This window comes from Streptomyces sp. NPDC006711 (assembly GCF_042869775.1).
Taxonomy (GTDB): Bacteria; Actinomycetota; Actinomycetes; order Streptomycetales; family Streptomycetaceae; genus Streptomyces.
In genome coordinates this window covers 321,016-344,211 of the sequence record NZ_JBIAGO010000007.1, presented here as the reverse complement: position 1 = coordinate 344,211, position 23,196 = coordinate 321,016, and the positions used below count along the sequence as shown (strand labels likewise).

The window sequence follows — 23,196 nt, the reverse complement described above, 5'->3', positions numbered from 1 at the left end:
CCGCAGCCGGGGCCCCTGGGGCTCCGCCCCAGACCCCGTTCGCGCCTGAAGGGCGCTCGTCCTCAAACTCCCCCAAGGCCTTAAGGGCCAGGGGGTACCCCCATGACGGGCTGGGTATGCGCATGCGGGCCAGCATCGCCCCCTGCCAGGGGCGTGGGAAGTGCCCGGCAGGGTGGGCGTGGGCGCGCCCGAGGGGGCACCCCGGTACCGGGTGTCAGTCGGAGGTGGCACGCTTGTCCCGTGACCGAGATTGACGCAAAGATTGATGCTCTCGTCCCCGCCTGGCTCCACCTCCCCGACATCGCGGAGATGCTGGACGTGGAGGTGACGCGCGTACGGCAGCTGGTCAAGGAGGGCCAGCTCATCGCCGTACGCCGAGGTGAGAACAGGACCCTGCAAGTTCCGGCCGCCTTCATCGACAACGACAAGGTGGTCAAGGGCCTGGCCGGAACCCTGACGCTCCTGAGGGACGACGGCTTCTCCGACGAGGAGATGCTGGAGTGGCTGTTCACTCCCGACCCGTCCCTGCCCGGCACCCCCGCGCAGGCCCTCAGCGAGAACCGCGGCACGGAGGTGAAGCGCCGCGCCCAGGCGCTCGCTCTCTGAGCCGGGCGAGCCCACCCACGAACGCCGGCGAGCCCGCGGTGTACGGTCCGGTCCAGCCGGCCCGTACACCGCGCGGCTTGGCCGAGGACGAAGACAACGGGGGACCTTCCATGCCCACGGCCCGTGAGCAGCTTGCCGACGCCCGGCTCTACCTGTGCACCGACGCGCGCAGGCGCCAGGGCGACCTGCCCGAGTTCCTGGACGCCGTGCTGTCGTCCGGCGTGGACATCGTGCAGCTGCGGGACAAGGGCATGGAGGCCGCCGAGGAGCTGGACCACCTGGCCGTGTTCGCGGACGCGTGCCGCCGGCACGGCAAACTGCTCTCGGTGAACGACCGGGCCGACGTCGCGCACGCCATCGGCGCCGACGTGCTGCACCTGGGCCAGGGCGACCTGCCGGTGCCCGCCGCCCGCGCCATCCTGGGCGACGCGGTGCTGATCGGCCGCTCCACGCACGCCGGAGCGGAGGCGGACGCGGCCGCGTCCCAGCCGGGCGTCGACTACTTCTGCACCGGCCCGTGCTGGCCCACCCCGACCAAGCCGGGCCGCCACGCCCCGGGTCTCGACCTGGTGCGCCACACCGCCTCGCTCGGCACCGCCCGGCCCTGGTTCGCCATCGGCGGCATCGACGCGAGCAACCTGGAGCAGGTCCTGGACGCGGGCGCGGACCGGGTCGTCGTCGTACGGGCGATCACCGAGGCCGACGACCCGGCCGCCGCCGCCGCGGACCTGGCCAAGCGCGTCAGGGAACGGATCCGATAGCCAAGCGCGCCCCCGAAGCAGTCCGGAAGGGCAGCCCGCGCCGCCGCGCGTGAACGGCTTCTGTCCGAGGAGTGGACAGTAGTCCGACAATGTGGACAATTTACCCCTCTTCTCTTGGGGGGCCGTCCACCCCTGGCTAACCTGCCAGTATGGCCCTTGGCACAGCTTCCACCAGGACTGATCACGCGCGAACCGTGCGCGACATGCTCGCTACCGGCGAGACCACCTACTCCTTCGAGTTCTACGCGCCCAAGACCGAGAAGGGCGAGCGGAACCTCTGGAACGCGCTGCGCCGGGTCGAGGCGGTCGCCCCCGACTTCGTCTCCGTGACGTACGGGGCCGGCGGCACCACCCGTACCGGAACCGTCGAGGCCACCCAGCAGATCACCGAGGACACCACCCTCACCCCGGTCGCCCACCTCACCGCCGTCGGGCACTCGATCGCCGAACTGCGCCACACGGTGGGCCAGTACGCCGACGCGGGGATCCGCAACATCCTCGCGGTGCGCGGCGACCCGAAGGGCGACCCCATGGGCGAGTGGGTCAAACACCCCCAGGGTGTGACGTACGCGGCCGAACTGGTCTCGCTCATCCGGGAGTCGGGCGACTTCTGCGTCGGCGTCGCGGCCTTCCCCGAGATGCACCCCCGCTCCACCGACTGGGACTCCGACATCCGCAACTTCGTGGCCAAGTGCCGCGCGGGCGCCGATTACGCCATCACGCAGATGTTCTTCGAGCCGGCGAACTACGCCCGGCTGCGCGACCGGGTCGCGGCGGCCGGCTGCGAGACCCCGATCATCCCCGAGGTCATGCCCGTGACCAGTGTGAAGCAGCTGGAGCGCCTGCCCCAACTGAGCACCGCGGTCTTCCCGGACGCCCTTCGGGACCGGATGCTGGCGGCCAAGGACGACCCGGCCGCTGTACGCTCCATGGGCATCGAGTTCGCCACCGAGTTCTGCTCGCGGCTGCTCGCCGATGGCGTACCAGGGTTGCACTTCATTACCCTCAACAACTCCACGGCGACGCTCGAAATCTACGAGAATCTCGGCCTGCACCAGCAGGCGTAGCCGGAAACCGGTACCCGGGTCGGGGGACAGCCGCACCCGGGGCAGGAGAAGAGGGGCGTACATGGGCTGGACGGTCCTCTACATCGCGTTCGCGATCGTCGCACTGTGGCTGCTGGGGGAGGTACTGCTCCAGTACAAGGCGCGCCTGCGCTGGCGGCTGCTGGCCTTCACCGGATTCCTCGGCGTGGTCCTCGGCGTCCTGCTGTCGTCGGTCCTCGTGATCGTCCTGGGCGTGCTCACCTTCGCCGTCGGCCAGACGTACGTCACGCTCTCCTTCCGCAAGGGCTTCTCGACGGGCTGGGCGCTGGGCGGCAGGCCGGGCGCGAGCCGCCGTCGCAGGGCCGCCCGCAAGGGCGAGCGCCCGGCGGAGCCGGTCCTTGAGGTCAGCGACCTCCAGTACGAGGGCGCGGGCGAGACGGACGCCGCCCCCTTCACCCCGGACCACGAGGGCCAAACGCCGCACGGCGACGCGGTCTACGAGCCGCTGCCCCTGCCCGACGAGACCGGCCAGTACGGCATCTACACCCCCGCCCAGCACCCCGAAGCGCCGGCGCATGCCCCCTACGGCGCGTACGACCCGCAGCAGCCCTACGCCGACCCCTACGCCCCGCAGTACGACGAGAACGGCGCGGACCGGCAGCAGTACGCCGCCTACTCCGACCCGTACATCGGCAGCGGCGGCGGCTCCTACGGCGGCCACGACGGCCATGACGCCTACGACAGCTTCGGCGGCCGGCAGCAGCCCTACGCCGACCCGTCGGCCGCGCAGTACGGCACGGACACCCCGCCCGGCGGCGTCTGGGTGCCCCAGCAGCGCGAGGGTGAGCAGGCGTACGCCCCCTACGAGCAGCAGCCCCAGCAGCCGTACGACCCCCACCACCTGAACCAGCCGTACGACCCGAACGCTCCGGTCCACCCGAACGCCCAGGTCCCCCCGGACGCGCCCCCGGTCCACCCGGATGCGTCCTACCGGCCCGAGCAGCAGCAGAACTACCGGTACTAGCCCGGCTCCCCACAGCCCGGGGGCGAGGGCCGGGGGCGAGGGCCGGGGGTCACTGGGAGCCCCGGAAGTCCTCCCCCTCGACGATCAGGCCGGCCACCAGCGCGCCCGACATCCCGGCGTGCGCGAGCCCGCCGCCGGGGTGCGCCCAGCCGCCCGCCAGGTGCAGGCCCGGCAGGGCCGTGGAGTTGGCGGGGTGCAGCAGCGCGGCGCGGGCGCCGGCCAGCGAGGGCGCCGGCACCGAACCGCTCTCCGCGCCGGTCGCCTCCGCCACCCGCACCGGGGTGCGCACCTCCTGCCACAGCAGCCGCTCCCGCAGCCCGGGCACGGCCCGTGCGGCGGCGGTGATCAGCTCGTCCGCGTACCGCGCGATCAGGGCCTTCTCGGTCCAGTCGACCGGGCCGTGCGGGGCGACCGTCGCCGTCAGGGTCACCGCCTCGTGGTCCTCGTCCGGCCGCACCGCCGGGTCGTCGGGGCGCAGCACCGTGACCGTGGGCGCCCCCGCGCCCGGGCCCGTGAAGACCGCGCGGGCCTCGGCCGCCGCGTCCGGCGAGTGGACCACCGTGCGGTGCGCGGTGCCCTCGGGCCGTGCGCCGCGCAGCGCGAGCAGCACGGTGAACCGGCTCGGCCGGGCCGCCTCGTCGGGACCGACCCTGCCCGTCTCCCACAACGTGCGCCCCGGCAGCATCCGTCGCAGCCCGCGCGGATCGGCGCCGCACACCACGCGGTCCGCCTCCACGACCGTGCCGTCGGCGAGCTCCACGCCCGCCGCGTGGCCGTCCTTCTCCCTGATCAGGGTCACCTCGGCGTCGAAGACGAACGTGACCTTCCGGGCCAGACAGCGCTCGTACATCGCGCGCGCCAACTCCCGCATGCCGCCGCGCACATACCAGCTGCCGAAGGCGTGCTCCATGTACGGCAGCACGGCCGCGGCGGCCGGGACCGATGCCGGATCCAGGCCGTACTCGAGGGCGTAGCTCTCCAGGAGCGCGCCGAGCCGCCCGCCGCCCAGCTCCTGGACGGCGATCTCGTGCAGGGTGGCGGCCTGGCGGGGCGGCCTGAGCAGGCGGCGCTGCTTGAGCGCGGGGTAGGGCTCGCGGGCCAGCACCTGCCAGTTGGGCCACAGAGGCTCTTCCAGGAGCGGGCGGCGCGTGCGGTCCCAGGTCTCCCTCGCGCGCCCGAGGAAGGCCCCCCACCGCTCGCCCGCGCCGGCGCCCAGGGCGTCGTCGAGGGCGGAGATCACGCCCGCGCGCGAGGCGTTGGGCAGCGAGACCTCGCTGCCGTCGGCGAACACATGGCGCGAGGCCGGGTCCACCGGGGCGAGCTCGACGCGGCTCTCCAGCGGCTCCTTGCCGGTCTTCACGAACAGGTCCCGGTAGACGGCGGGCAGCCGCAGCAGAGCGGGGCCGGTGTCGAAGACGAACCCGTCCCGCTCGAAGCGCCCCAGCGCGCCGCCGTACGTCGACGAGCGCTCGTACACCGTCACCCGGTGGCCTGCCACGGCCAGCCGGGCAGCCGCCGCCATGGCGCCCGCACCGGCGCCGATCACCGCAATCCGTGCCATGTCAGCGACTTTATCCGCCGCCACTGACACCTCACTCGGGCGGCCGCGCCACCCCGGCCGAGGCCAGCCGCTTCTCCTCCCGGCGCTGCGCCCTGCGCCGCCGAAAACGACGGATCCGGCGCCACAGCACGACCAGTATCACGACCCCGAGCACGAGCAGCGTGCCCGCGATCACGGCCGCCGCGACCGGATGGAAGAGCGCGAAGACGATGAGCCCGGCGACGCCCAGGTCCTCGGCCGTGCTCAGCGCGATGTTGCTGAACGGCTCGGGCGAGGTGTTCACCGCCATCCGCGTCCCGGCCTTGACCAGATGGCTCACCAGCGCCGTCGAACCACCCACCGCCCCGGCCGCGAGGTCGGGCAGCGAACCGTTCTGTCCGGCGAGCAGCGCGCCCACGACCGCGCCCGCGACCGGCCGGATCACCGTGTGCACGGAGTCCCAGACCGAGTCGACGTACGGGATCTTGTCCGCGACCGCCTCGCAGAGGAAGAGCACGCCCGCGACGATCAGGACATCGGGCCGCTGAAGGGCCCCGGGCACGTCGTCGGTGAGACCGGTGGCACCGAAGATGCCGAGCAGCAGGACCACCGCGTAGGCGTTGACCCCGCTCGCCCAGCCGCTGGTGAAGACGAGGGGGAGTACGGACACGCCCCAGATCGTAGCCAGTCGCGGGCCGCGCGGAATGAGGCCGTGCGCCCAGGTCTGAGTATCCGTACCTAGATGACCAGATGAGTACCCGCACGGATGGGCTTACACCTGTGGGGACGGGAGAGTGGAGGCCACGGAAGGGGCGCGGCGCGGGTACCGCCGGCACGGGGCGGCGGAACCGGCGCGGCTCCCCGGATGTGACGGGGTCGGGGGAGACCCGGGGGAACACGCGAGAAGAGCGCCGGGCCGGCGCGGTCCAGGGGGATTGGACCGCGCCGGCCCGGCGTGCTGTCGTGACGGGGTCCGGCTAGCGGCCGCCCACCCGGCCGTGCAGCAGCCGGGAGAGCGCCGCGTGGACGTCGTCCAGGGAGCGCTCGCTCTGGAAGGCCTGCCAGTCGAGCGCGGCCACCAGGACCATCCCCACCAGCGCCGCCGCCGTGAGCGGAATGTCGATCTCCTCGCTCAGCTCGCCCGCCGCCACCGCGTCCCGCAGCACCCGCTCCACCACGGCCACCGCCTCCTGGCGCACCACCAGCAGGGTGGACTGCCAGGCGCGGTTGGTGCGCCACAGCTCGGCGACGTAGAGCTGGGTGAAGGCCGGATAGCGGTGGATGAAGTCGAGACCGGCCCGGATCATCGCGTCCAGGGCCTCGATCCCGGTGCCGCCGCGCTCGGCGGTCTCGTCCGCGGCCGCCTGCAAGGAGGCGGTCAGCAGACCCACGCCATGGCGCAGCAGCTCCTCGAAGAGCTCGGTCTTGCTCTTGAAGTTGTAGTAGACCGTGCCCTTGGCGACGCCGGCCCGCTCCGCGATCTCGTCGACCGTGGTGGCCGAGAAGCCCTGCTCGGCGATGAGCGTCACGGCGGCCTCGTAGAGCTTCTGCCGGGTCGCCTGCCGTCTGGTGCTGCTGCTCTCCATGGCGTCGATTCTCACAGGCTCAGCTCGGGGTGCAGCCGGTCCAGCGTCCACACCTGCTTCTGCCGGGCCGACAGCGCGGTCAGCGCGAGGGCGCCGACGGTGAACGCCGCAAGGACCGCGCAGCCCTGCCACACCACTCCCAGGTCGCCGCCGGTGATCAGCCGGCGCAGGCCGTCCACGACGTAACTCATGGGCAGATAGGGGTGGATGGCGTTGAAGAAGGCCGGGCTGGTCTGGACGGGATAGGTGCCGCCCGCCGACGTCAGCTGGAGCATCAGGACGGCGAGCACCAGGATGCGCCCGGCCGCGCCGAACTTGGCGTTCAGCCACTGCACGATCGCCGCGAAGCAGCAGGACGTCAGCGCCAGATAGCCCAGTGTTCCGGCGGTGCGCCGCATTTCGAGCCCCAGCCCGAAGTGCAGCACCGACATCAGCGCGGCGACCTGGAGCAGGCCGATCGCCGCCACCGGCAGCCACGCGGCGAACGCGATCCGCCAGGCCGACGCGCCGGCGGCCAGGGCGCGCCGGTTGAGCGGCTGGATCAGCATGTACGCGACCATCGCGCCCACCCACAGGGAGAGCGGGATGAAGTACGGGGCGAAGCCGGTGCCGTAGTTGGGCGCCTTGTGCATCGCCTGGGAGGCCAGCTTGACCGGGTCGGCCATCACTTCGGTGCGCTGATCGCGCTGCTGCTTGTCGTAGTCGGGGATCTTGCCGACGCCGTCGTGCAGGCCGTTGGAGAGCTGGACCGAGCCGTCGGAGAGCTTGACGATGCCGCCGTCGAGCGCGCCCGCGCCCTGCTCCAGTTTGCCGACGCCCTTGTCGAGGTCGGTGGAGCCGGTCTTGGCGCGGCCGAGGCCCGTGTGGATGTCGCGCGCGCCCTTGGCGACGTCGTGCGCGCCCTTGTTGAGCTTGTTGATGTCGGCGACCTGCTTCTCCAGGTCGCCCGAGAGGTGCGGCGCCTTCGCGGTCAGGTCCCTGGCCTTGGTCTGGAGGTCTTCGAGGCTCTTGTCCAGCTTTTTGAAATCACCCCCCTGGTCCTTGACAAGATTGTTGACGTCCTCGGTAAGGGTGGCGCCGGTGGCCATCGCCTTCTTGGCGTCCTTCAGCTTCGGGCAGACCTGGCCCTCGGTGGAGGTGTCCACACAGAGCTGCTGATAGAGGGCGTCCAGGTCCTGGGAGGCCTTGCGGGTGCCGGCCGCCGCGGCGGGGGCGAGGTCGATGATGTGGGTGAGCTGGTCGCGTACCGGCTGGATCGAGTCCGCGAGGAGCTTCGCCGCGTCGCCGACCGCCTTGCCGTTGTCCTTGAGGTACGGACGTACCTGCCCGGCCACGCCGTTGACCTGGTCGGCGAGCTTCTGGGTGCCGTCGGCGACCTGCTGGGCGCCGCTCGCCAGCTTGCCCGCGCCGGTGTCGAGTTCGGAGATGCCGCCGGCCAGCTTGCCGCTGCCGTCCTTGGCGTCCTTGAGCTTGTCGGCCAGCTGCTTGGAGCCGTCCTTGGCCTTGTCGAGCCCGTCCTTGAGGTCGCCCGCGCCCTCGGCGGCCTTCTCCGTGGAGTCGTGGAGGTCGCCGAACGAGATGAAGATCTTGTCGAGGAAGGACCGCGACGCCTTGGACGAGGCGGCGGCGCGCACCTCGGAGAAGACCGAGCGGGAGATCGAGCCGACGATGTAGTTGTTGGCGTCGTTGGTCCGCACCTGGAGCGCGCCCGTCTCGGGGGAGTCCCCGGAGCTGGACGCGATCCTCTTGCTGAAGTCGGCCGGCATCGTCAGGGACAGGTAGTACGTGCCCTTCTCCAGGCCCTCGCGCGCCTGCGCGTCACTGACCTCGTGCCACTCGAAGGTCTTGCTGTCGCGCAGCTTCGCGCTGAGGTCGTCGCCCGCGTGGAGCTTCTGCCCGGCGGCGTCGGCGCCCTTGTCGTCGTTGACCAGGGCCACCGGGATCTTGTCGAGGCGGCCGTAGGGGTCCCAGAACGAGCACAGGTACAGCGCGCCGTACAGGAGCGGCAGCAGGAGCAGCGCGACCAGGGCGGCACGCGGCAGCTTCCCGCGGCCGAACCGTTTCAGCTCAAGCGCTGCCAGTCGTGGCGCACGCATCGGCCGCCCCCTTTTCGCTCGTGGCCCCGTCCTCGGCGCCGGCTTCTGTCGTCGTCACGGTGGTGTCGGCCCCGGCCGGTGCCTCGGCGCACACCGCGAGCACCGTGGTGCCGGCGTCCGCGAGGGAGCGCAGCAGCGCCCAGGCGGCGGTGCGTTCGCCGTCCGCGAGCTTCATGTCGGTGTCGTCCACCGCGAGCAGGCGGGGCCGCTGGATCAACGCGAGAGCCACCGTGAGCCGCAGCGCCTCGAGCCGTTCCAGGTCGCGTACGGCGGTGCGCTCGCGCTTGGGCAGCGCGGCGAGGTCGAACCCCGCGCCGGCGAGCGCCTGGTCGATCAGGGCCTTGGCCTCGGCCCGGCGGCGGGCGGGGGAGCGCAGGAGCGCGCGCACCGAGCCGTCGTAGCGGCGCTTGAGCATCACGCGCTCGCGCAGGTGCTCGGCGACGGTCAGGGCGGGGTCGAGTTCGCTGACCCCGGGTACCTGGGCGAGCGCGCTGATGCGCCGCACGGCGGCCATCGCGCGGGGCAGTTGGTGCTCGTCCACCCGGGCCCAGCCCTCGGCGGGCTTCATCCGGCCGGTGAGGGCGAGCAGCAGGCAGGTGCGGCCGGAGCCGGAGGGGCCGGTGACCGCGACGAGCGAGCCGGGGGCCGCGTCGACGCTCACGCCCCTGAAGACCCAGCCGCGTGGTCCCTTGAGCCCGAAGCCCTCGGCGCGTATCGCCGCGCCGCTCACTTCCGATTGCGGGCTGTCCATACTCTCCCGATTCCCCCCTGCTCTCGCGTCCCCCGGACCGGATCCCCCGGTCCACTTTTGAACTGACTGGTCAGTACAAAAGATAGCCGCACCTGCCGAATGGGGCAAAGCAGCAGGTCAGAGAGGGATTCGGGGGTAATTGTCAGTGGTGCCCCTCACCATGGGCACATACGGCCACAGCGCCGTCACTCGACGACAGGAGGTTCGTCATGGCCAGCTCCCACGCAGCAGCTGTACCCCGGCGCCGCGCAAGCAGCCCTGTCCCCTCACTGAACGGTCCCGCGGGCGGTCCCGCGAGCGATGTCCACCCCGTCCTGCGGCGGGCGGGCGCGCCGCCCGCCGCCCTCGATCTGCTCGCCCAGGCACGCGGCGGCCTGGACGAGGCGGCCCGCCTCGACGCCCCCAACGAGCGGTACGCCACGGCCCACCTGGCCGCCCTGCGCACCGCCGCCGCCGTCCTCGCCGCGCGCGGGCGCCCCGAGGCCGGCCCGCGCCAGCGCCGGCGCATCCGCAGCGCCTGGGAAGTGCTGCCGGAGATAGCGCCCGAACTGGCGGAGTGGAGCGCGCTGTTCGCCTCCGGTGCCGAGCGGCGGGCCCGCGCCGAGGCCGGCATCCAGGGCGCGGCCACCACCCGGGACGCCGACGATCTGCTGCGTGACGCGGCGATGTTCCTCCGCCTGGTCGAACGCCTGCTGGTCCTTCAGCCCGTACTGCCCCAGCCCAGGGCGCGCGAGCGGGATGCGCGGGGGGAGGGGCGAGGGTAGGGGAGCGGGGTGAGGTTCCGCCATCCCCGGCCGGGTGGCGGCTGATCAGGGGTGGGCGGGGAAGGCAATAGGGTGGACGGGGCTTCACCCTTCCCGTTCCCACGCCGCGTCCGCGGCGGCACCGCGCCGAGGAGTCAACTGCCGTGTCGGACCCCATGCGCCCCCGCGCCTCCCTTCGTACCGCCGTGGTCTGGGAGGTCTTGAAGGAAGCGCTCGACCGCCGGGTCGAGGCGACCGGACGCGAGGCGCTCGACGTCCTGGACACCGGCGGTGGCTCCGGCAACTTCGCGGTGCCGCTGGCCACGCTCGGCCACCGCGTCACCGTGGTCGACCCCAGCCCCAACGCCCTGTTCGCCCTGGAGCGCAGGGCCGCGGAGGCCGGGGTGGCCGAGCGGGTCCAGGGCGTCCAGGGCGACGTGCTCGGCCTCTTCGACGTGGTCGAGCGCGGCGGCTATGACGCGGTGCTGTGCCACGGCGTCCTGGAGTACGTCGAGGACCCGGCGGAAGGCGTGCGCAACGCGGTGGACGCGCTGCGTCCGCACGGTGCGCTCAGCCTGCTCGCGGCGGGCCTCGGCGGCGCGGTGCTCTCGCGCGCGCTCGCCGGGCACTTCACCGAGGCCCGGCACGCGCTGTCCGACCCGGCGGGGCGCTGGGGCGCGGGCGACCCGGTCCCGCACCGGTTCACGGCCGAGCAGCTGACCGCGCTCGTCGGCGACGCGGGGGCCACGGCCGGGGCGGTGCACGGGGTGCGGGTCTTCGCGGACCTGGTCCCGGGCGTCCTGGTGGACACCGAGCCCGGCGCCCTCGACGCGCTCCTCAAGCTGGAGGCCGCGGCCGCCGAGCTGCCCGCCTTCCACGCCGTCGCCACCCAGCTGCACGTACTGGGCGAGAAGCGCGGCTGAGCCGGGGCGGGCCGCCCCGGGCGGGCTGATCAGGGGCGCTGTCCCGCATGCGGTACGCCACAGGCCCCCCGATCGGCGGCTTTGCCCCGTATGATCGGGGGACACCGTCCGGCATGACGGATCGACTCTTGGGGAATTGAATCTCCACAGCCGAACCGCCGTGGCGGCCCGGGTGGCGAATTGGCGTAGAGGGCGGGTTTCACGGGGGCGATTCCCTGCCTATCCTGAAGGGGCCGCATCCGGTCGCCCCCCGCGACCGACGAGTAGGAGGACTCCGTGCCGCTCTCGGAGCACGAGCAGCGCATGCTCGAGCAGATGGAGCGAGCGCTGTACGCCGAAGATCCCAAGTTCGCGACAGCGCTTGAGGGAAGCGGGCTGCGTACGTACACCCGGCGACGGGTCTACCAGGCAGTCGCCGGCTTCCTGGTGGGTATCGCGCTCCTCATGGCAGGAATGGTCGCGCAGCAGATCTGGATCAGTGTGGTGGGGTTCCTCGTCATGCTCGGATGTGCGGTACTCGCGGTGACCGGCTGGCGCAAGGCGCCGCGGCCCGGTGAACAGGCCCGGGGTTCCGGTGCGGTGCGGCAGGCTCGGCAGCGGAGGTCCATGATGGACCGGATTGAGCAGCGGTGGCAGCGGCGCCGCGACGAGGGGCGCTAGCCCCGCCCCGTCCTGACCTGCACTGAGGGGCGGTCACCTCCGAGGAGGTGGCCGCCCCTCAGCCCTGTACGGGGTCACCCGGGTTCCCTGGGGCTCCGCCCCAGACCCCGTTCGGCCTGAACGCCCTCGTCCTCAATCGCCGGACGGGCTGGGTATGCCGACGTGGGCCAGTACCGCCAGCCTCGTCCTCAATCGCCGGACGGGCTGGGTATGTGCACATGGGCCAGCGCGGATCCCGTCAGGGGCGCGGGGAACTGCGCGCTCAGCCACGCGCGGCCCGCACCCGAAAGGGGTCCCCGGCGGGGCCGAGGGGGCGCATGCGGGCCAGCACCAGCCCTGTCAGGGGCGCGGGGAACTGCGCGATCGGGGCCAGCGGAGGGTCGGGGTCGGTCGTAGCCGGGCCGCGTGGTGGGACAGGGTCGTGCTCAGCCGGGTCCAGTGGCGCGACGCCGACCAGATCACCCGGACGGCTGAGCGCGGGGCCAGGACGGCCCGGAGGGTCCCGAGCCGGGACGCCTGTTCGCGCAGGGCCACCCGCACGCGGGTCACGTCGTCCACGAGCCCGGGGGTCGGCTGCGGATCGGGGGCGTACAGCACACGCTCGACCGCCCCCGCCGCCCGGTGGACGGACGCCGCCGCCGCGCCGTCCAGATGGCCCAGCAGAATGACCCGTACCGCCGCCTTGCGGGGCGTCAGCGAATCGTCGGGCAGGATGCCGTAGTCCCAGGCCGTGTCGGTGATCTCCTGCCAGGCCGCCAGCGTACGGGCCACGGCGTCGGCTGGGGTGCGGCCCCCGGAGCCGAGCCTGCGGGCCCGCACCCGCCCGCGCCACAGCAGCGGCAGCAGCGGCAGGACGAGCAGCGCGGCCACGCCCAGGACCGTACCGATCAGGGCCGGAGCCGAGGGCCCGCTGTCCGTGGGGCCCGCGACACCCGCCGCCGCGGTGGCACCGCAGTCCCCGAGGCGCCGCGCACCGGGCGGACAGGAGTCGGCGACGGACGGCGCCGCCGACGGCTCGGCGGAAGGGCTCCTGGCCGGCCGGGCCGGATTGCTCGGGCTGTCCGCAGGAGCCTGGCTCCGGGTGTAGTCCGGGGCGCTGCCCCGCGTGGGCGTCGGCTCGAAACGCGTCCAGCCCACGCCCTGGAAGTACAGCTCGGGCCAGGCGTGCGCGTCGCGCAGGCCCACCGACATCGTGCCGTCCGAGCGCGGTTCACCGGGAGTGAAGCCGACCGCGACCCGGGCGGGAATCCCAAGCGTGCGCGCCATCGCGGCCATCGCGAAGGAGAAGTGGACGCAGAACCCCTCCTTCTCCTTGAGGAAGTTGGCGATCGCCTCGGTACCGCTGCCCGACGCGACATGCGTGTTGTAGGTGAAGCCGCCGCTGGTGGAGAACCAGTCCTGGAGCTTGACGGCCTTCTCGTAGTTGTTGGCCGCGCCCGAGGTGACCCGCCGCGCGGTGGCGCCGACCACCGAGGGCAGCGAGTCCGGGACGCGCGTGTACTCATCGAGCAGGGCCAAGGGCGGCGTGGGCGCCTGGGCCAGCTGCGTCGCGGTCGGCCGCACCAGAAGACTGGCGACCGTGTACTGCGCGCCCCGGGTCGTCTGCTTGCGGTCGCCCACCAGGGTGCGGCCCACCGGCTCGAACCGCCAGTCGCCCTTGATCTTCACCTGGGTCGCGGGGAAGGGCATCGGCAGCCAGCTCTGCGCGTACCAGCCGGCGGCCGAGACGCTGGTCTGGACTTCGGTCGTGCCGACCGCGGAGCTCAGCCCGTCCGGCGGCGGCAACGGATCGGGCACGTCCGTGATGTGCCGCTCGGAAGACCTCCAGGACGCTCCGTCGAACTCGTCGAGCGCGACGATCCGCAGATACATCTCGTCGCTGTCCTGGGAGTTGGTGTTGTACCGCAGGACCTCGCGGTCCTCGGGCTGGTTCAGGCTGTTCTGCAACGACACCAGCGGGTTCACCGCGGAGATGGTCCCGCCGGCCCCGTCACCGCCCTGGCCGTCGCCGCCGCTGAGCAGTCCGCCGTCCAGCGCCGGCAGCATCGCCGGGATCACCAGCGCGATGCCGAGCGCGAGCGCCCCGATGCGCCGTCCCGTACGGACCGGGGCGAGCGGCGCCGTGTTCTCGAACATGCCCTGCTGGGCCCGGCCAGGCGGGCGCGCCGCGCCGCTGAAGACCCGCCCCCACCGTGCGAGCCGGTCGCGTCCCTCGGCGAGCAGGAGCAGCAGATAGCCGGCGGCCGCGAGCACGAACCAGAGCCAGCTCGCGCCGCCCCCGGAGAGCCCCGCGGCCACCGAGTACAGGGCGAGCAGCGGAAGACCCGCCGGCGCGGCGCTGCGGAACGTCACCGCGAGCGCGTCCACGCAGAGCCCGATGATCAGCACCCCGCCGACCATCATCAGCCGGATGCCCGGTGTCGCGGGAGCCGGGATCGCGTACTGCCCGACGTCCGAACTCCCTTGCTGGAGCAGGGAGTTGAGCTGGACGAAGACGTCGGGGCCCGGCAGTATCCCGCCGATCGCCTGCCGGCGGGCGAACACCACGGTCAGCGTCACCAGGGCCATGACGGCCTGGGCGAGCACGGTGAGCGGCCGGGCCAGCGGCACGCGCCGGGCCAGCGCGCCGACCGCGCTGACGATCGCCAGCAGGAAGGCGGCCTGGACGAGCCAGACGGCCGGGTCCACCAGCGGCAGCATGGAGCACGCCGAAAGGACCGTGGCCGCGTAGGCGCACAGCGCCAGCCGTCCGCGCCCGCTCATGACCATCCCCCCGCCGGGCCGGCCGCGCCACCGGGCGCCGCCTTCGCATGGGTACGTTCCTGGCCCGCCAGGCGCCACAGGTCCGCGAGCAGCGCGCCGGGCCGCACCGGGAGCGCGGTCCACCCCGCCTCGCGCAGCAGCCGCAGGCGCTCATCGACGGGTCCGTGTTCCTGGGCGCCGGGCGCCCACAGCTCGCTGTCGAGCACGAAGGCGACCGCCGCCCCGCTGCGCCGCCGCATCTTCGCCGCGATCGCCGCCTGCTCCTCGTCGAGGTCGCCGAAGAAGGCGACGAGGAGCCCTTCGTTGCCTCGGCGCAGCACGTCGTAGGCGGGCGAGAGGCCGCCGCCGTCGGAGTGGTCGACGACGGCGAGGGTGTCCATCAGCAGGCCGGCCGCCTCCGACGAGTCCTGGCCCGAGCCCGCGAAGCCGCCCGATCCCTCGCCGGGCACCGAGCTGCCGGTGTCGGTCAGGAGCCGTACGGAAAAGCCCCGTTCCAGCATGTGCGTCAGGGCGGAGGCCGCGCCCGAGACCGCCCACTCGAAGGCGCAGTCGGGGCCCGCGCCCACATGCGCGATGGCACGGGTGTCGAGCAGCACGGTGCACCGGGCCCGCTGCGGCTGCTCCTCGCGGCGCACCATCAGTTCGCCGTAGCGCGCGGTGGAGCGCCAGTGCACCCGGCGCAGGTCGTCGCCGTGCCGGTAGCCGCGCGGAATGACGTCGTCCTCGCCGGCCAGGGCGAGGGAGCGGTGCCGTCCGTCGCCGTACCCCGAGGCCTCGCCCGAAAGGCGCACCGGTGGCAGGGGTTCGGTGCGCGGGATGACGGTGAGCGTGTCGTACGCGCTGAAGGCGCGGGTCAGCTCGCACATCCCGAACGGGTCGCTGAGCCGCAGTTGCAGGGGCCCCAGCGGGTAGCGGCCGCGCAGGTCGGAGCGGACCCGGTAGGAGACCTCGCGCCTGCCGCCCGCCTCGACCCGGTCGAGCACGAAGCGCGGGCGCGGCCCGAGCACGTAGGGCACCCGGTCCTGGAGCATGAGCAGGCCGGTGGGCAGCCGCGAGACGTTGTCGATCCGCAGCTGGACGCGGGCCTCGGAGCCGGCCGGGACCCGCTCGGGATCGAGCCGGCGGCTGCCTGCCACGCGGTAGCGGGTGCGGTAGAGCACCACCGTGCAGACCAGCGGCAGCACGGCCAGCAGGAGCCCCACCCGCAGCAGGTCCTCCTGGCCCAGGACGAACGCGCAGACCGCGGCCGCGACACCGGCCGCGAGGAAGGAGCGGCCACGGGTGGTCAGGCCGGTCAGGGCCGTCAACGGGCCGCCTCCGGCCCGGTCGTCGGCGGACTCGGCGGGCACAGCGGGCTCGGCGGGGAGCGCCCCGGCCGTCATCACGGCCGCCGCGGGCCGGGCGGCTGGCGGACGTGCGGCGCTTTGCCGGGCAGCGGGCCTGCGGCCTGCGGGACGGGCGTGTGCCGCAGGATCTCCAGGACCACCTGCTCGGCGGTGCGCCGGGCCAGCTGGGCCTGCGCGGTGGGCAGCAGCCGGTGGGCGAGCACGGCCACGGCGAGCGCCTGTACGTCGTCGGGCAGCGCGTAGTCGCGGCCGCTCAGCGCGGCGGACGCCTTGGCCGCGCGCACCAGGTGGAGCGTGGCGCGGGGCGAGGCGCCGAGCCGCAGATCGGGGTGGCCGCGGGTCGCGCCGACCAGCTGCACCGCGTACCGGCGCACCGCGTCGGCGACGTGCACGCCGCGGACCGCGTCGATCAGTTTGACGATGTCGTGGGCGTGCGCCACCGGCTGGAGGTCGTCGAGCGGCGAGAGCGAGCCGTGCACGTCGAGCATCTGGAGCTCGGCCTCGGGGGTGGGGTAGCCCATCGACACGCGGGCCATGAACCGGTCGCGCTGGGCTTCGGGCAGCGGGTAGGTGCCCTCCATCTCCACCGGGTTCTGGGTGGCCACCACCATGAAGGGGCTGGGCAGTTCGTAGCTCTGCCCGTCAATGGTGACCTGCCGCTCCTCCATCGACTCCAGGAGGGCGGACTGGGTCTTGGGCGAGGCGCGGTTGATCTCGTCGCCGATCACGATCTGGGCGAAGATCGCGCCGGGTTTGAACTCGAAGTCGCGCCGCTGCTGGTCGAAGATCGACACACCGGTGATGTCGGAGGGCAGCAGGTCCGGCGTGAACTGGATGCGCCGCACCGAGCAGTCGATCGACCGTGCCAGGGTCTTGGCCAGCATGGTCTTGCCCACGCCGGGCACGTCCTCGATCAGGAGGTGGCCCTCCGCGAGCAGTACGGTCAGCGAAAGCCGTACGACCTCGGGCTTGCCCTCGATCACGCTCTCCACGGACGCGCGGACGCGCTCCGCCGTGGCGGTCAGATCGCTGAGGCTCGCTCGATCGTCATAGGTCGTCACCCGGCCCTCCTCGGCCCTTTCCTACGGGCCGACGCGCAGCGAACGGCCCGGCCCACCCCGAGATACGGACACCACGGCCGAAGGGTTCGGACCGATGTCACATCCGCATTCTTGTTGCCGTTGCCGCGCCGTGTCACTCGCCTGTGGACAACTGAGGGGGATTCATGGTGAGTTGTCCCCCTATTTACGTCCGGCCCCTCTCCGGGCCGGTCCTCATCCGCCGAAGACCGCTCAGCCGGCGGGGTCGATCTCCCGCAGCAGACCCGTGGTCACGTCGAAGACGAAGCCGCGGACGTCGTCCACGTGCAACAGGAACGGAGAGGTCCGCACCCGCCGCATCGACTGGCGTACGTCCTGGTCGGCGTCGCGGAACGACTCGACGGCCCAGGCCGGGCGCTGGCCCACCTCCACCTCCAGGTCGTGCCGGAAGTCCTCGGTGAGGGTTTCCATGCCGCAGCCCGTGTGGTGCACCAGCATGACGCTGGAGGTGCCCAGCGCGCGCTGACTGATGGTGAGGGACCGGATCACGTCGTCGGTGACCACGCCGCCCGCGTTGCGGATGGTGTGGCAGTCGCCGAGTTCGAGACCGAGGGCTGCGTGCAGGTCGAGCCGGGCGTCCATGCACGCCACGACGGCGACCCGCAGGACGGGGCGGGCGTCCATGCCGGGGTCGGTGAAGGCGGCCGCGTAGTGGCGGTTCGCCTCGACCAGACGGTCGGTCACCGAACCCCCGCTCTCGACGGTCAGGTGCGGACGCTGGGCAGGAGCCTCCGCCGGTATGTGCGCAGGAGTCGACATGTATATGACGGTAGCCGCCGTTGATCTCCCCGTCGCGTCCCGGGGCCGGAAAAAGAGCGTCAACTCGGGCATCTGTGAGGTACCCCACAGGCCTCATCGGGGCACACCCGGACGAGTGAAAAAAGTGCCCGGCGGCGCGCTGGAGGGTTGATTGACCCAAGGGACGAGTGGACTAAAGTGGCGCGAAGTGGGAGGCGTGACACACGCTCTCCCGCCTTGCGCGACCCCATTCTTCCGGGAAGCACGGCCTCCCGGACCATACGTTTACCCGCGTGCGCGGCGCACGTACGGCTCGGCCTCCTCCCGCCCTCCGGTCGGCTGACGCCTCTTTCCCGGCGCCAGCGGTCCGCCCCGTCGGCGGGGCAGCGGGGATCCGGGGCGTACGCGCGGCGGTGCCGGATCCTTGAGAGGGCGGCTTTGAGCCAGCGACACGTCCCGGTGATGCTCCAGCGATGCCTGGACATGTTGGCGCCTGCCCTGACCGAGCCGGGAGCGGTCGTCGTCGACTGCACCCTCGGCCTCGGCGGCCACAGCGAGGCCCTGCTCACCCAGTTCCCCCATGTACGCCTGATCGCCCTGGACCGCGACAAGGAGGCCCTGCGCCTGTCCGGCGAGCGTCTGGCCCCCTTCGGTGAGCGCGCCACCTTGGTGCACGCCGTCTACGACGAGCTCCCCGACGTGCTGGAACGGCTCGGTGTCCCGCGCGTCCAGGGCGTCCTGTTCGACCTCGGCGTCTCCTCGATGCAGCTCGACGAGGCCGATCGCGGCTTCGCCTACGCCCAGGACGCACCGCTGGACATGCGGATGGACCAGTCGGTGGGACTGAGCGCCGCCGAAGTGCTCAACACCTACCCGCCCGGTGAACTCGTGCGGATCCTGCGGGCGTACGGCGAGGAGAAGCAGGCCAAGCGGATCGTCTCGGCGATCGTCCGCGAGCGCGAGAAGGAACCGTTCACCAACAGCGCCCGGCTGGTGGAGCTGATCCGCGACGCGCTGCCACAGGCCGCCAAGCGCACCGGCGGCAACCCCGCCAAGCGCACCTTCCAGGCCCTGCGCATCGAGGTCAACGGCGAACTCGCCAGCGTGGAACGGGCGATCCCCGCCGCCGTCGAGGCCGTCGCGGTGGGCGGCCGGGTCGTGGTCCTCTCCTACCAGTCCCTGGAAGACCGCATCGTCAAGCAGGTGTTCGCGGCCGGCGCAGTCAACACCGCGCCGCCCGGACTCCCGGTGGTCCCCGAGCGCTACCAGCCGCGCCTGAAGCTGCTCACCCGCGGCGCCGAACTGCCCACGGAGGAGGAGGTCGCCGAGAACCGGCGCGCGGCCCCCGCCCGGCTCCGAGGGGCCCAGCGGATCAGGGAGGACGTGTGAGCAAACCGGCCAGGCAGCTGCGCGGCACCGCCGCGCGGCTCGGCAGGCTGATGCCGTCGCAGGGGGCCAACAGCGCCGCCCGCACCCCGTTCGTGCTCCTCGTCGTCGCGCTGCTCGGCGGCGGCCTCATCACGCTCCTGGTGCTCAACTCGGCACTGAACGAAGGCTCGTTCAAGCTCAGCGAGTACCGCAGGCAGACCACCGACCTCACCGACGAACAGCAGGCGCTCCAGCGCGACGTGGACGACCTCTCGGCCCCCGACGCGCTCGCCCGCCGGGCCGGCGACCTCGGCATGGTCCCCGGCGGCAGCCCCGTCTTCCTGGGCCCCGACGGCACCGTCAAGGGCGTCCCCGCCCCGGCCGGTGACCCCTCGGCCGCCGAAGCGGCCGAACCGTCCCCGCTGCCCGTGGCGCAGAACCAGGCCACCGCGCGCCGGCCCCGCCGCCCCCCTCCGGCCGCGCGCCCCCGCAAGCCCGCCACGCCCTCCCCGACCCCCGGCAGGTGACGCAGTGAGCCCCAAGGAACCCCCGCGCCGCCGGGTGCCCGCGCCGGCCCGCCCCCACCCCCGCCCGCGGCCGGTGGCCCGCAGGCCGGCCGCCAAGAAGTTCAAGCCGTCCAGCCACCGCCCCCGGCTCCGTCTGGTCAGCCTCGGGCTCACCCTGGTCATGCTCGCCTTCGTCGTGCGTCTGCTCCAGGTCCAGGCCGTCGACGCCAGCGCGTACGCCGCCAAGGCCGACAAGAACCGCTACGCCAGCTACGCGCTGCCCGCCGAGCGCGGCCAGATCACCGACCGGGCCGGTATCGCGCTCGCCACCAGCGTCGACGCCTACGACATCACCGCCGACCCCACCCTCTTCACCCCCGAGGCCACCCGGATCCCCGACGCCCCCGAGCAGGCGGCCGCGCTGCTCGCGCCGCTGGTCGGCAAGGGCCAGGCCGAGCTCGCCAAGAAGCTCAGGACGCCGAAGACCCGCTATGTGGTGCTCGCCCGCAGGCAGACCCCGCAGGTCTGGAACCAGATCAAGGACCTGAAGAAGGTCTTCACCGAGAAGGCGGCCACCGACCGCGCCAAGGGCGGCCCCGGCGCCAACGTGCTGGCCGGCGTGCTCAACGAGTCCAGCACCAAGCGGGTGTACCCCAACGGCGACCTGGCCGCCGGGATACTGGGGTACGTCAACGCCGACGGCAAGGGCGGCGGCGGCCTCGAATCGTCCCTCAACAAGGAGCTGGCCGGCACCGACGGCAAGATCTCCTACGCCCAGTCCGGCGGCCGCCGGGTGCCCACGGCCGGCACCCACGAGACCCCCGCCGTGCCCGGCTCCGACGTCGAGCTGACCATCGACCGGGACATCCAGTGGATGGCCCAGAAGGCGATCTCCGACCAGGTCGCCGAGTCCCACGCCGACCGCGGGTACGTCATAGTGCAGCGCTCCGACACCGGCGAGGTCCTGGCCATGGCGAACGCGCCCGGCTTCGACCCGAACAACATCAGCCAGGCGAGCGCGGCCTCCCTCGGCAACGCGGCGCTCCAGGACGCCTTCGAGCCCGGCTCCACCGCCAAGGTCATGTCCATGGCCGCCGTCCTGGAGGAGGGCGTCGCCACGCCCGAGACCCATGTCGTGGTGCCCAACCGGCTCCAGCGCGGCGACCGGCTCTTCAAGGACGACGTCGACCACCCCACCTGGAACCTGACGCTCAACGGCGTCCTCGCCAAGTCCAGCAACATCGGCACCATCCTCGCCGTCGAACAGCTGGGCAAGACCGACGCGCAGGCCGACAACGTCCTCTACTCCTACCTGCGCAAGTTCGGCATCGGCTCGCCCAGCGGCCTCGGTTTTCCCGGCGAGACCCCGGGCATCCTGGCCCCGGCGAGCAAGTGGTCCAGCTCGCAGCAGTACACGGTCCGTTTCGGCCAGGGCCTCTCGCTCAACGCGATGCAGGCGGCGTCGGTGTACTCGACCATCGCCAACGGCGGCGTACGCGTGGAGCCCACCCTGGTGCGCGGCACGAAGGGGCCCGACGGGCGGTTCACGCCGGCGCCCGCGCCCAAGCAGACCCGGGTCGTCAGCGAGAAGACCGCCAACACGCTGGCCCAGATGCTCGAATCGGTCGTCGGCGACGCCGAGGGCACCGGAACCAAGGCCGCCATCCCCGGCTACCGGGTCGCGGGCAAGACCGGCACCGCCAACCGGGTCGACCCCAAGACCGGCACCTACAAGGGCTACACCGCCTCCTTCGCGGGCTTCGCCCCCGCCGACAACCCCAAAATCACCGTCTACTGCGCCATCCAGAACCCCACCAAGGGCAGCTACTTCGGCGGCCAGATCTGCGGACCCATCTACAAGCAGGTCATGGAGTTCGCCCTCAAGACCCTCCAGATCCCGCCGAGCGGAGCACAGGCGCCCAACCTGCCCGTCACCTTCGGCGGCAACGACTGAATCCGGAAGCCTCAGTGACAACCATCACCCAGGGCCCTGGGAACCAGGACGGGACCCAGGACGCCGTGCCCCCCTCTTTTGGCGACCCGGCCCATGCGCCCGGTACGCTCACCGCCGTGCCACACGCTGATCAGTACCGAACCGCCCCGAAGGACGTCCCCGCGCAGCACCCGGGAGCGCCCCGACCGGAACAGGCCCGCCCGACCCCGCTCGGCGCGCTGGCCGAGCGCCTGGGGACGAGCGACCCCGGACCGGGGGAGGTCACCGGCATCACGCACGACTCCCGGGCGGTACGCCCCGGAGACCTCTACGCCGCGCTGCCGGGCGCCAACACCCACGGCGCCGACTTCGCGGCCCAGGCCGCGAGCCTGGGCGCCGTCGCCATCCTCACCGACCCGGCCGGCCGCGACCGCGCCGCGGCGACGGGCCTGCCGGTCCTGGTCGCCGGCGACCCGCGCGGCCGGATGGGCGAGCTCGCCGCCGAGATCTACGGCCACCCCGGCCGCGACCTGCTCCAGCTCGGCATCACCGGGACCTCGGGCAAGACCACGACCGCCTACCTCGTCGAGGGCGGCCTGCGCGGCGCCGGGCACGCCACGGGCCTGATCGGCACGGTCGAGATGCGCATCGGCGACGAGCGCATCAAGTCCGAGCGCACCACCCCCGAGGCCACCGACCTCCAGGCGCTGTTCGCGGTCATGCGCGAGCGCGGCGTGGACTCGGTCGCCATGGAGGTCTCCAGCCACGCGCTGGTGCTGGGCCGGGTCGACGGCTGCGTCTTCGACGTCGCCGTCTTCAACAACCTCAGCCCTGAGCACATGGAATTCCACTCCGACATGGAGGACTACTTCCAGGCCAAGGCGCGGCTGTTCACCCCCCAGCGGGCCAAGCGGGGCGTCGTCAACTTCGACGACGGCTACGGACGCAGGCTCGTGAAGGAGGCGGGCATCGACATCACCACGTTCTCCGCCGAGGGCCACCCCGACGCCGACTGGCGGGCCGAGGACGTCCGCGTCCGCCAGGACAGCAGCACCTTCACGGTCGTCGCTCCCGGCGGGCAGCGGATTTCGGCCACCGCCCCGCTGCCGGGCCCCTTCAACGTGGCGAACACCCTCGCCGCCATCGTCACGCTCGCCGTCGCGGGCCTCGACCCGCAGACGGCCGCCGACGGCGTGGCCGCCGTACCGGGCGTGCCCGGCCGCCTGGAGCGCGTCGACGCGGGCCAGCCCTACCTCGCCGTCGTCGACTACGCCCACAAGACGGACGCCGTCGAATCGGTCCTGCGCTCGCTGCGCAAGGTCACCGAGGGCAAGCTGCACATCGTGCTCGGCTGCGGCGGCGACCGCGACACGACCAAGCGGGCCCCGATGGGCGCGGCCGCCGCGCGCCTGGCCGACACCGCCGTGCTGACCTCCGACAACCCCCGCTCCGAGGACCCCCTCGCGATCCTCGCCGCGATGCTGGCGGGCGCCGCGGAGGTGCCCGCCCACGAGCGCGGCGAGGTCCAGGTCTTCGAGGACCGCGCCGCCGCCATCGCCTCGGCCGTGGCCCGCGCCGAACCCGGCGACACCGTGCTCGTCGCGGGCAAGGGCCATGAACAGGGCCAGGACATCCACGGAGTGGTACGCCCCTTCGACGACCGCCTGGTGCTCCGCGCCGCCATCCAGAAAAGTCAGGGATGAAGC

The 23,196-nt window shown here is 72.8% G+C and carries 20 protein-coding genes; 11 read left to right on the top strand and 9 right to left on the bottom strand.

The features are described from left to right. Positions 1–240: 240 nt before the first annotated feature. The 4 genes from ACFYM2_RS17825 to ACFYM2_RS17810 all read left to right on the top strand — a co-directional run bounded on the left by ACFYM2_RS17825 (position 241) and on the right by ACFYM2_RS17810 (position 3,437). Positions 241–606: an Rv2175c family DNA-binding protein gene (locus ACFYM2_RS17825; protein ID WP_358995369.1), complete on the top strand. Its 366-nt coding sequence runs from the start codon at positions 241–243 to the stop codon at positions 604–606. A gap of 110 nt (positions 607–716) precedes the next feature. Then, entirely contained in the window at positions 717–1,367 is a 651-nt protein-coding gene (thiE, locus tag ACFYM2_RS17820) for a thiamine phosphate synthase (RefSeq protein ID WP_388837130.1), read from the top strand. Positions 1,368–1,516: 149 nt separating this feature from the next. Further along, positions 1,517–2,434, top strand: a complete 918-nt coding sequence (gene metF, locus ACFYM2_RS17815) for a methylenetetrahydrofolate reductase [NAD(P)H] (protein ID WP_358995364.1) — start codon at positions 1,517–1,519, stop codon at positions 2,432–2,434. 61 nt (positions 2,435–2,495) lie between these two features. Beyond that, positions 2,496–3,437 carry a hypothetical protein gene (locus ACFYM2_RS17810; protein ID WP_388837127.1) on the top strand — a complete coding sequence of 314 codons (942 nt, stop codon included), beginning with the start codon at positions 2,496–2,498 and terminating at the stop codon, positions 3,435–3,437. A 49-nt stretch (positions 3,438–3,486) separates the two neighbouring features. Here ACFYM2_RS17810 and ACFYM2_RS17805 read toward each other — a convergent pair whose 3' ends face one another. The 5 genes from ACFYM2_RS17805 to ACFYM2_RS17785 all read right to left on the bottom strand — a co-directional run bounded on the left by ACFYM2_RS17805 (position 3,487) and on the right by ACFYM2_RS17785 (position 9,410). Further along, entirely contained in the window at positions 3,487–4,998 is a 1,512-nt protein-coding gene (locus ACFYM2_RS17805) for a phytoene desaturase family protein (RefSeq protein WP_388837124.1), read from the bottom strand. Positions 4,999–5,029: 31 nt separating this feature from the next. Beyond that, the gene (locus tag ACFYM2_RS17800) at positions 5,030–5,647 is read right to left on the bottom strand and encodes a DUF4126 domain-containing protein (protein WP_388457165.1); all 618 of its coding nucleotides are present in this window, start codon (positions 5,645–5,647) and stop codon (positions 5,030–5,032) included. A gap of 307 nt (positions 5,648–5,954) precedes the next feature. Then, entirely contained in the window at positions 5,955–6,563 is a 609-nt protein-coding gene (locus ACFYM2_RS17795) for a TetR/AcrR family transcriptional regulator (RefSeq protein WP_350229831.1), read from the bottom strand. Between the two features lie 11 nt (positions 6,564–6,574). Next, on the bottom strand, positions 6,575–8,659 hold the full coding sequence (locus ACFYM2_RS17790) for a YhgE/Pip family protein (RefSeq protein WP_388837121.1): 2,085 nt from the start codon (positions 8,657–8,659) through the stop codon (positions 6,575–6,577). Next, complete coding sequence (locus ACFYM2_RS17785) at positions 8,631–9,410, bottom strand: ATP-binding cassette domain-containing protein (protein WP_388837118.1); 780 nt, start codon at positions 9,408–9,410, stop codon at positions 8,631–8,633. Before ACFYM2_RS17785 ends, ACFYM2_RS17790 begins: the two co-directional genes overlap by 29 nt. A 209-nt stretch (positions 9,411–9,619) precedes the next feature. On the opposite strand from ACFYM2_RS17785, the gene ACFYM2_RS17780 reads away from it, so the two are divergent. The 3 genes from ACFYM2_RS17780 (at position 9,620) to ACFYM2_RS17770 (ending at position 11,736) form a co-directional block, all read left to right on the top strand. After that, entirely contained in the window at positions 9,620–10,174 is a 555-nt protein-coding gene (locus tag ACFYM2_RS17780; RefSeq protein ID WP_358995346.1) for an SAV_6107 family HEPN domain-containing protein, read from the top strand. A gap of 143 nt (positions 10,175–10,317) precedes the next feature. Beyond that, the gene (locus ACFYM2_RS17775; RefSeq protein ID WP_388837115.1) at positions 10,318–11,076 is read left to right on the top strand and encodes a methyltransferase; all 759 of its coding nucleotides are present in this window, start codon (positions 10,318–10,320) and stop codon (positions 11,074–11,076) included. Between the two features lie 276 nt (positions 11,077–11,352). After that, positions 11,353–11,736 (top strand): DUF3040 domain-containing protein, encoded by a 384-nt coding sequence (locus tag ACFYM2_RS17770; RefSeq protein WP_350229826.1) that lies wholly within the window; start codon positions 11,353–11,355, stop codon positions 11,734–11,736. Positions 11,737–12,075: 339 nt separating this feature from the next. On the opposite strand, the gene ACFYM2_RS17765 is transcribed toward ACFYM2_RS17770, so the two are convergent. The 4 genes from ACFYM2_RS17765 to ACFYM2_RS17750 form a co-directional block, all read right to left on the bottom strand. Then, positions 12,076–14,499: a transglutaminaseTgpA domain-containing protein gene (locus tag ACFYM2_RS17765; RefSeq protein WP_388837112.1), complete on the bottom strand. Its 2,424-nt coding sequence runs from the start codon at positions 14,497–14,499 to the stop codon at positions 12,076–12,078. Beyond that, positions 14,496–15,881, bottom strand: coding sequence for a DUF58 domain-containing protein (locus tag ACFYM2_RS17760; RefSeq protein WP_358995337.1), 1,386 nt, complete (start codon positions 15,879–15,881; stop codon positions 14,496–14,498). Before ACFYM2_RS17760 ends, ACFYM2_RS17765 begins: the two co-directional genes overlap by 4 nt. After that, complete coding sequence (locus ACFYM2_RS17755) at positions 15,881–16,906, bottom strand: AAA family ATPase (protein WP_388837109.1); 1,026 nt, start codon at positions 16,904–16,906, stop codon at positions 15,881–15,883. Before ACFYM2_RS17755 ends, ACFYM2_RS17760 begins: the two co-directional genes overlap by 1 nt. A 231-nt stretch (positions 16,907–17,137) precedes the next feature. Next, on the bottom strand, positions 17,138–17,704 hold the full coding sequence (locus ACFYM2_RS17750) for a carbonic anhydrase (protein ID WP_358995331.1): 567 nt from the start codon (positions 17,702–17,704) through the stop codon (positions 17,138–17,140). Positions 17,705–18,121: 417 nt separating this feature from the next. Between ACFYM2_RS17750 and rsmH the strand changes: the two genes are divergently transcribed. From rsmH to ACFYM2_RS17730, 4 genes are read left to right on the top strand one after another with little or no spacing between them, the layout of a single operon-like run. Then, positions 18,122–19,072: a 16S rRNA (cytosine(1402)-N(4))-methyltransferase RsmH gene (gene rsmH, locus ACFYM2_RS17745; RefSeq protein ID WP_388837106.1), complete on the top strand. Its 951-nt coding sequence runs from the start codon at positions 18,122–18,124 to the stop codon at positions 19,070–19,072. Next, complete coding sequence (locus ACFYM2_RS17740; RefSeq protein ID WP_388457180.1) at positions 19,069–19,578, top strand: hypothetical protein; 510 nt, start codon at positions 19,069–19,071, stop codon at positions 19,576–19,578. The genes rsmH and ACFYM2_RS17740 overlap by 4 nt, the downstream gene beginning before the upstream one ends. Positions 19,579–19,582: 4 nt before the next feature. Continuing rightward, the gene (locus ACFYM2_RS17735) at positions 19,583–21,511 is read left to right on the top strand and encodes a peptidoglycan D,D-transpeptidase FtsI family protein (protein WP_388457182.1); all 1,929 of its coding nucleotides are present in this window, start codon (positions 19,583–19,585) and stop codon (positions 21,509–21,511) included. Positions 21,512–21,525: 14 nt separating this feature from the next. After that, on the top strand, positions 21,526–23,193 hold the full coding sequence (locus ACFYM2_RS17730; RefSeq protein WP_388457184.1) for a UDP-N-acetylmuramoyl-L-alanyl-D-glutamate--2,6-diaminopimelate ligase: 1,668 nt from the start codon (positions 21,526–21,528) through the stop codon (positions 23,191–23,193). Positions 23,194–23,196: the final 3 nt, after the last annotated feature.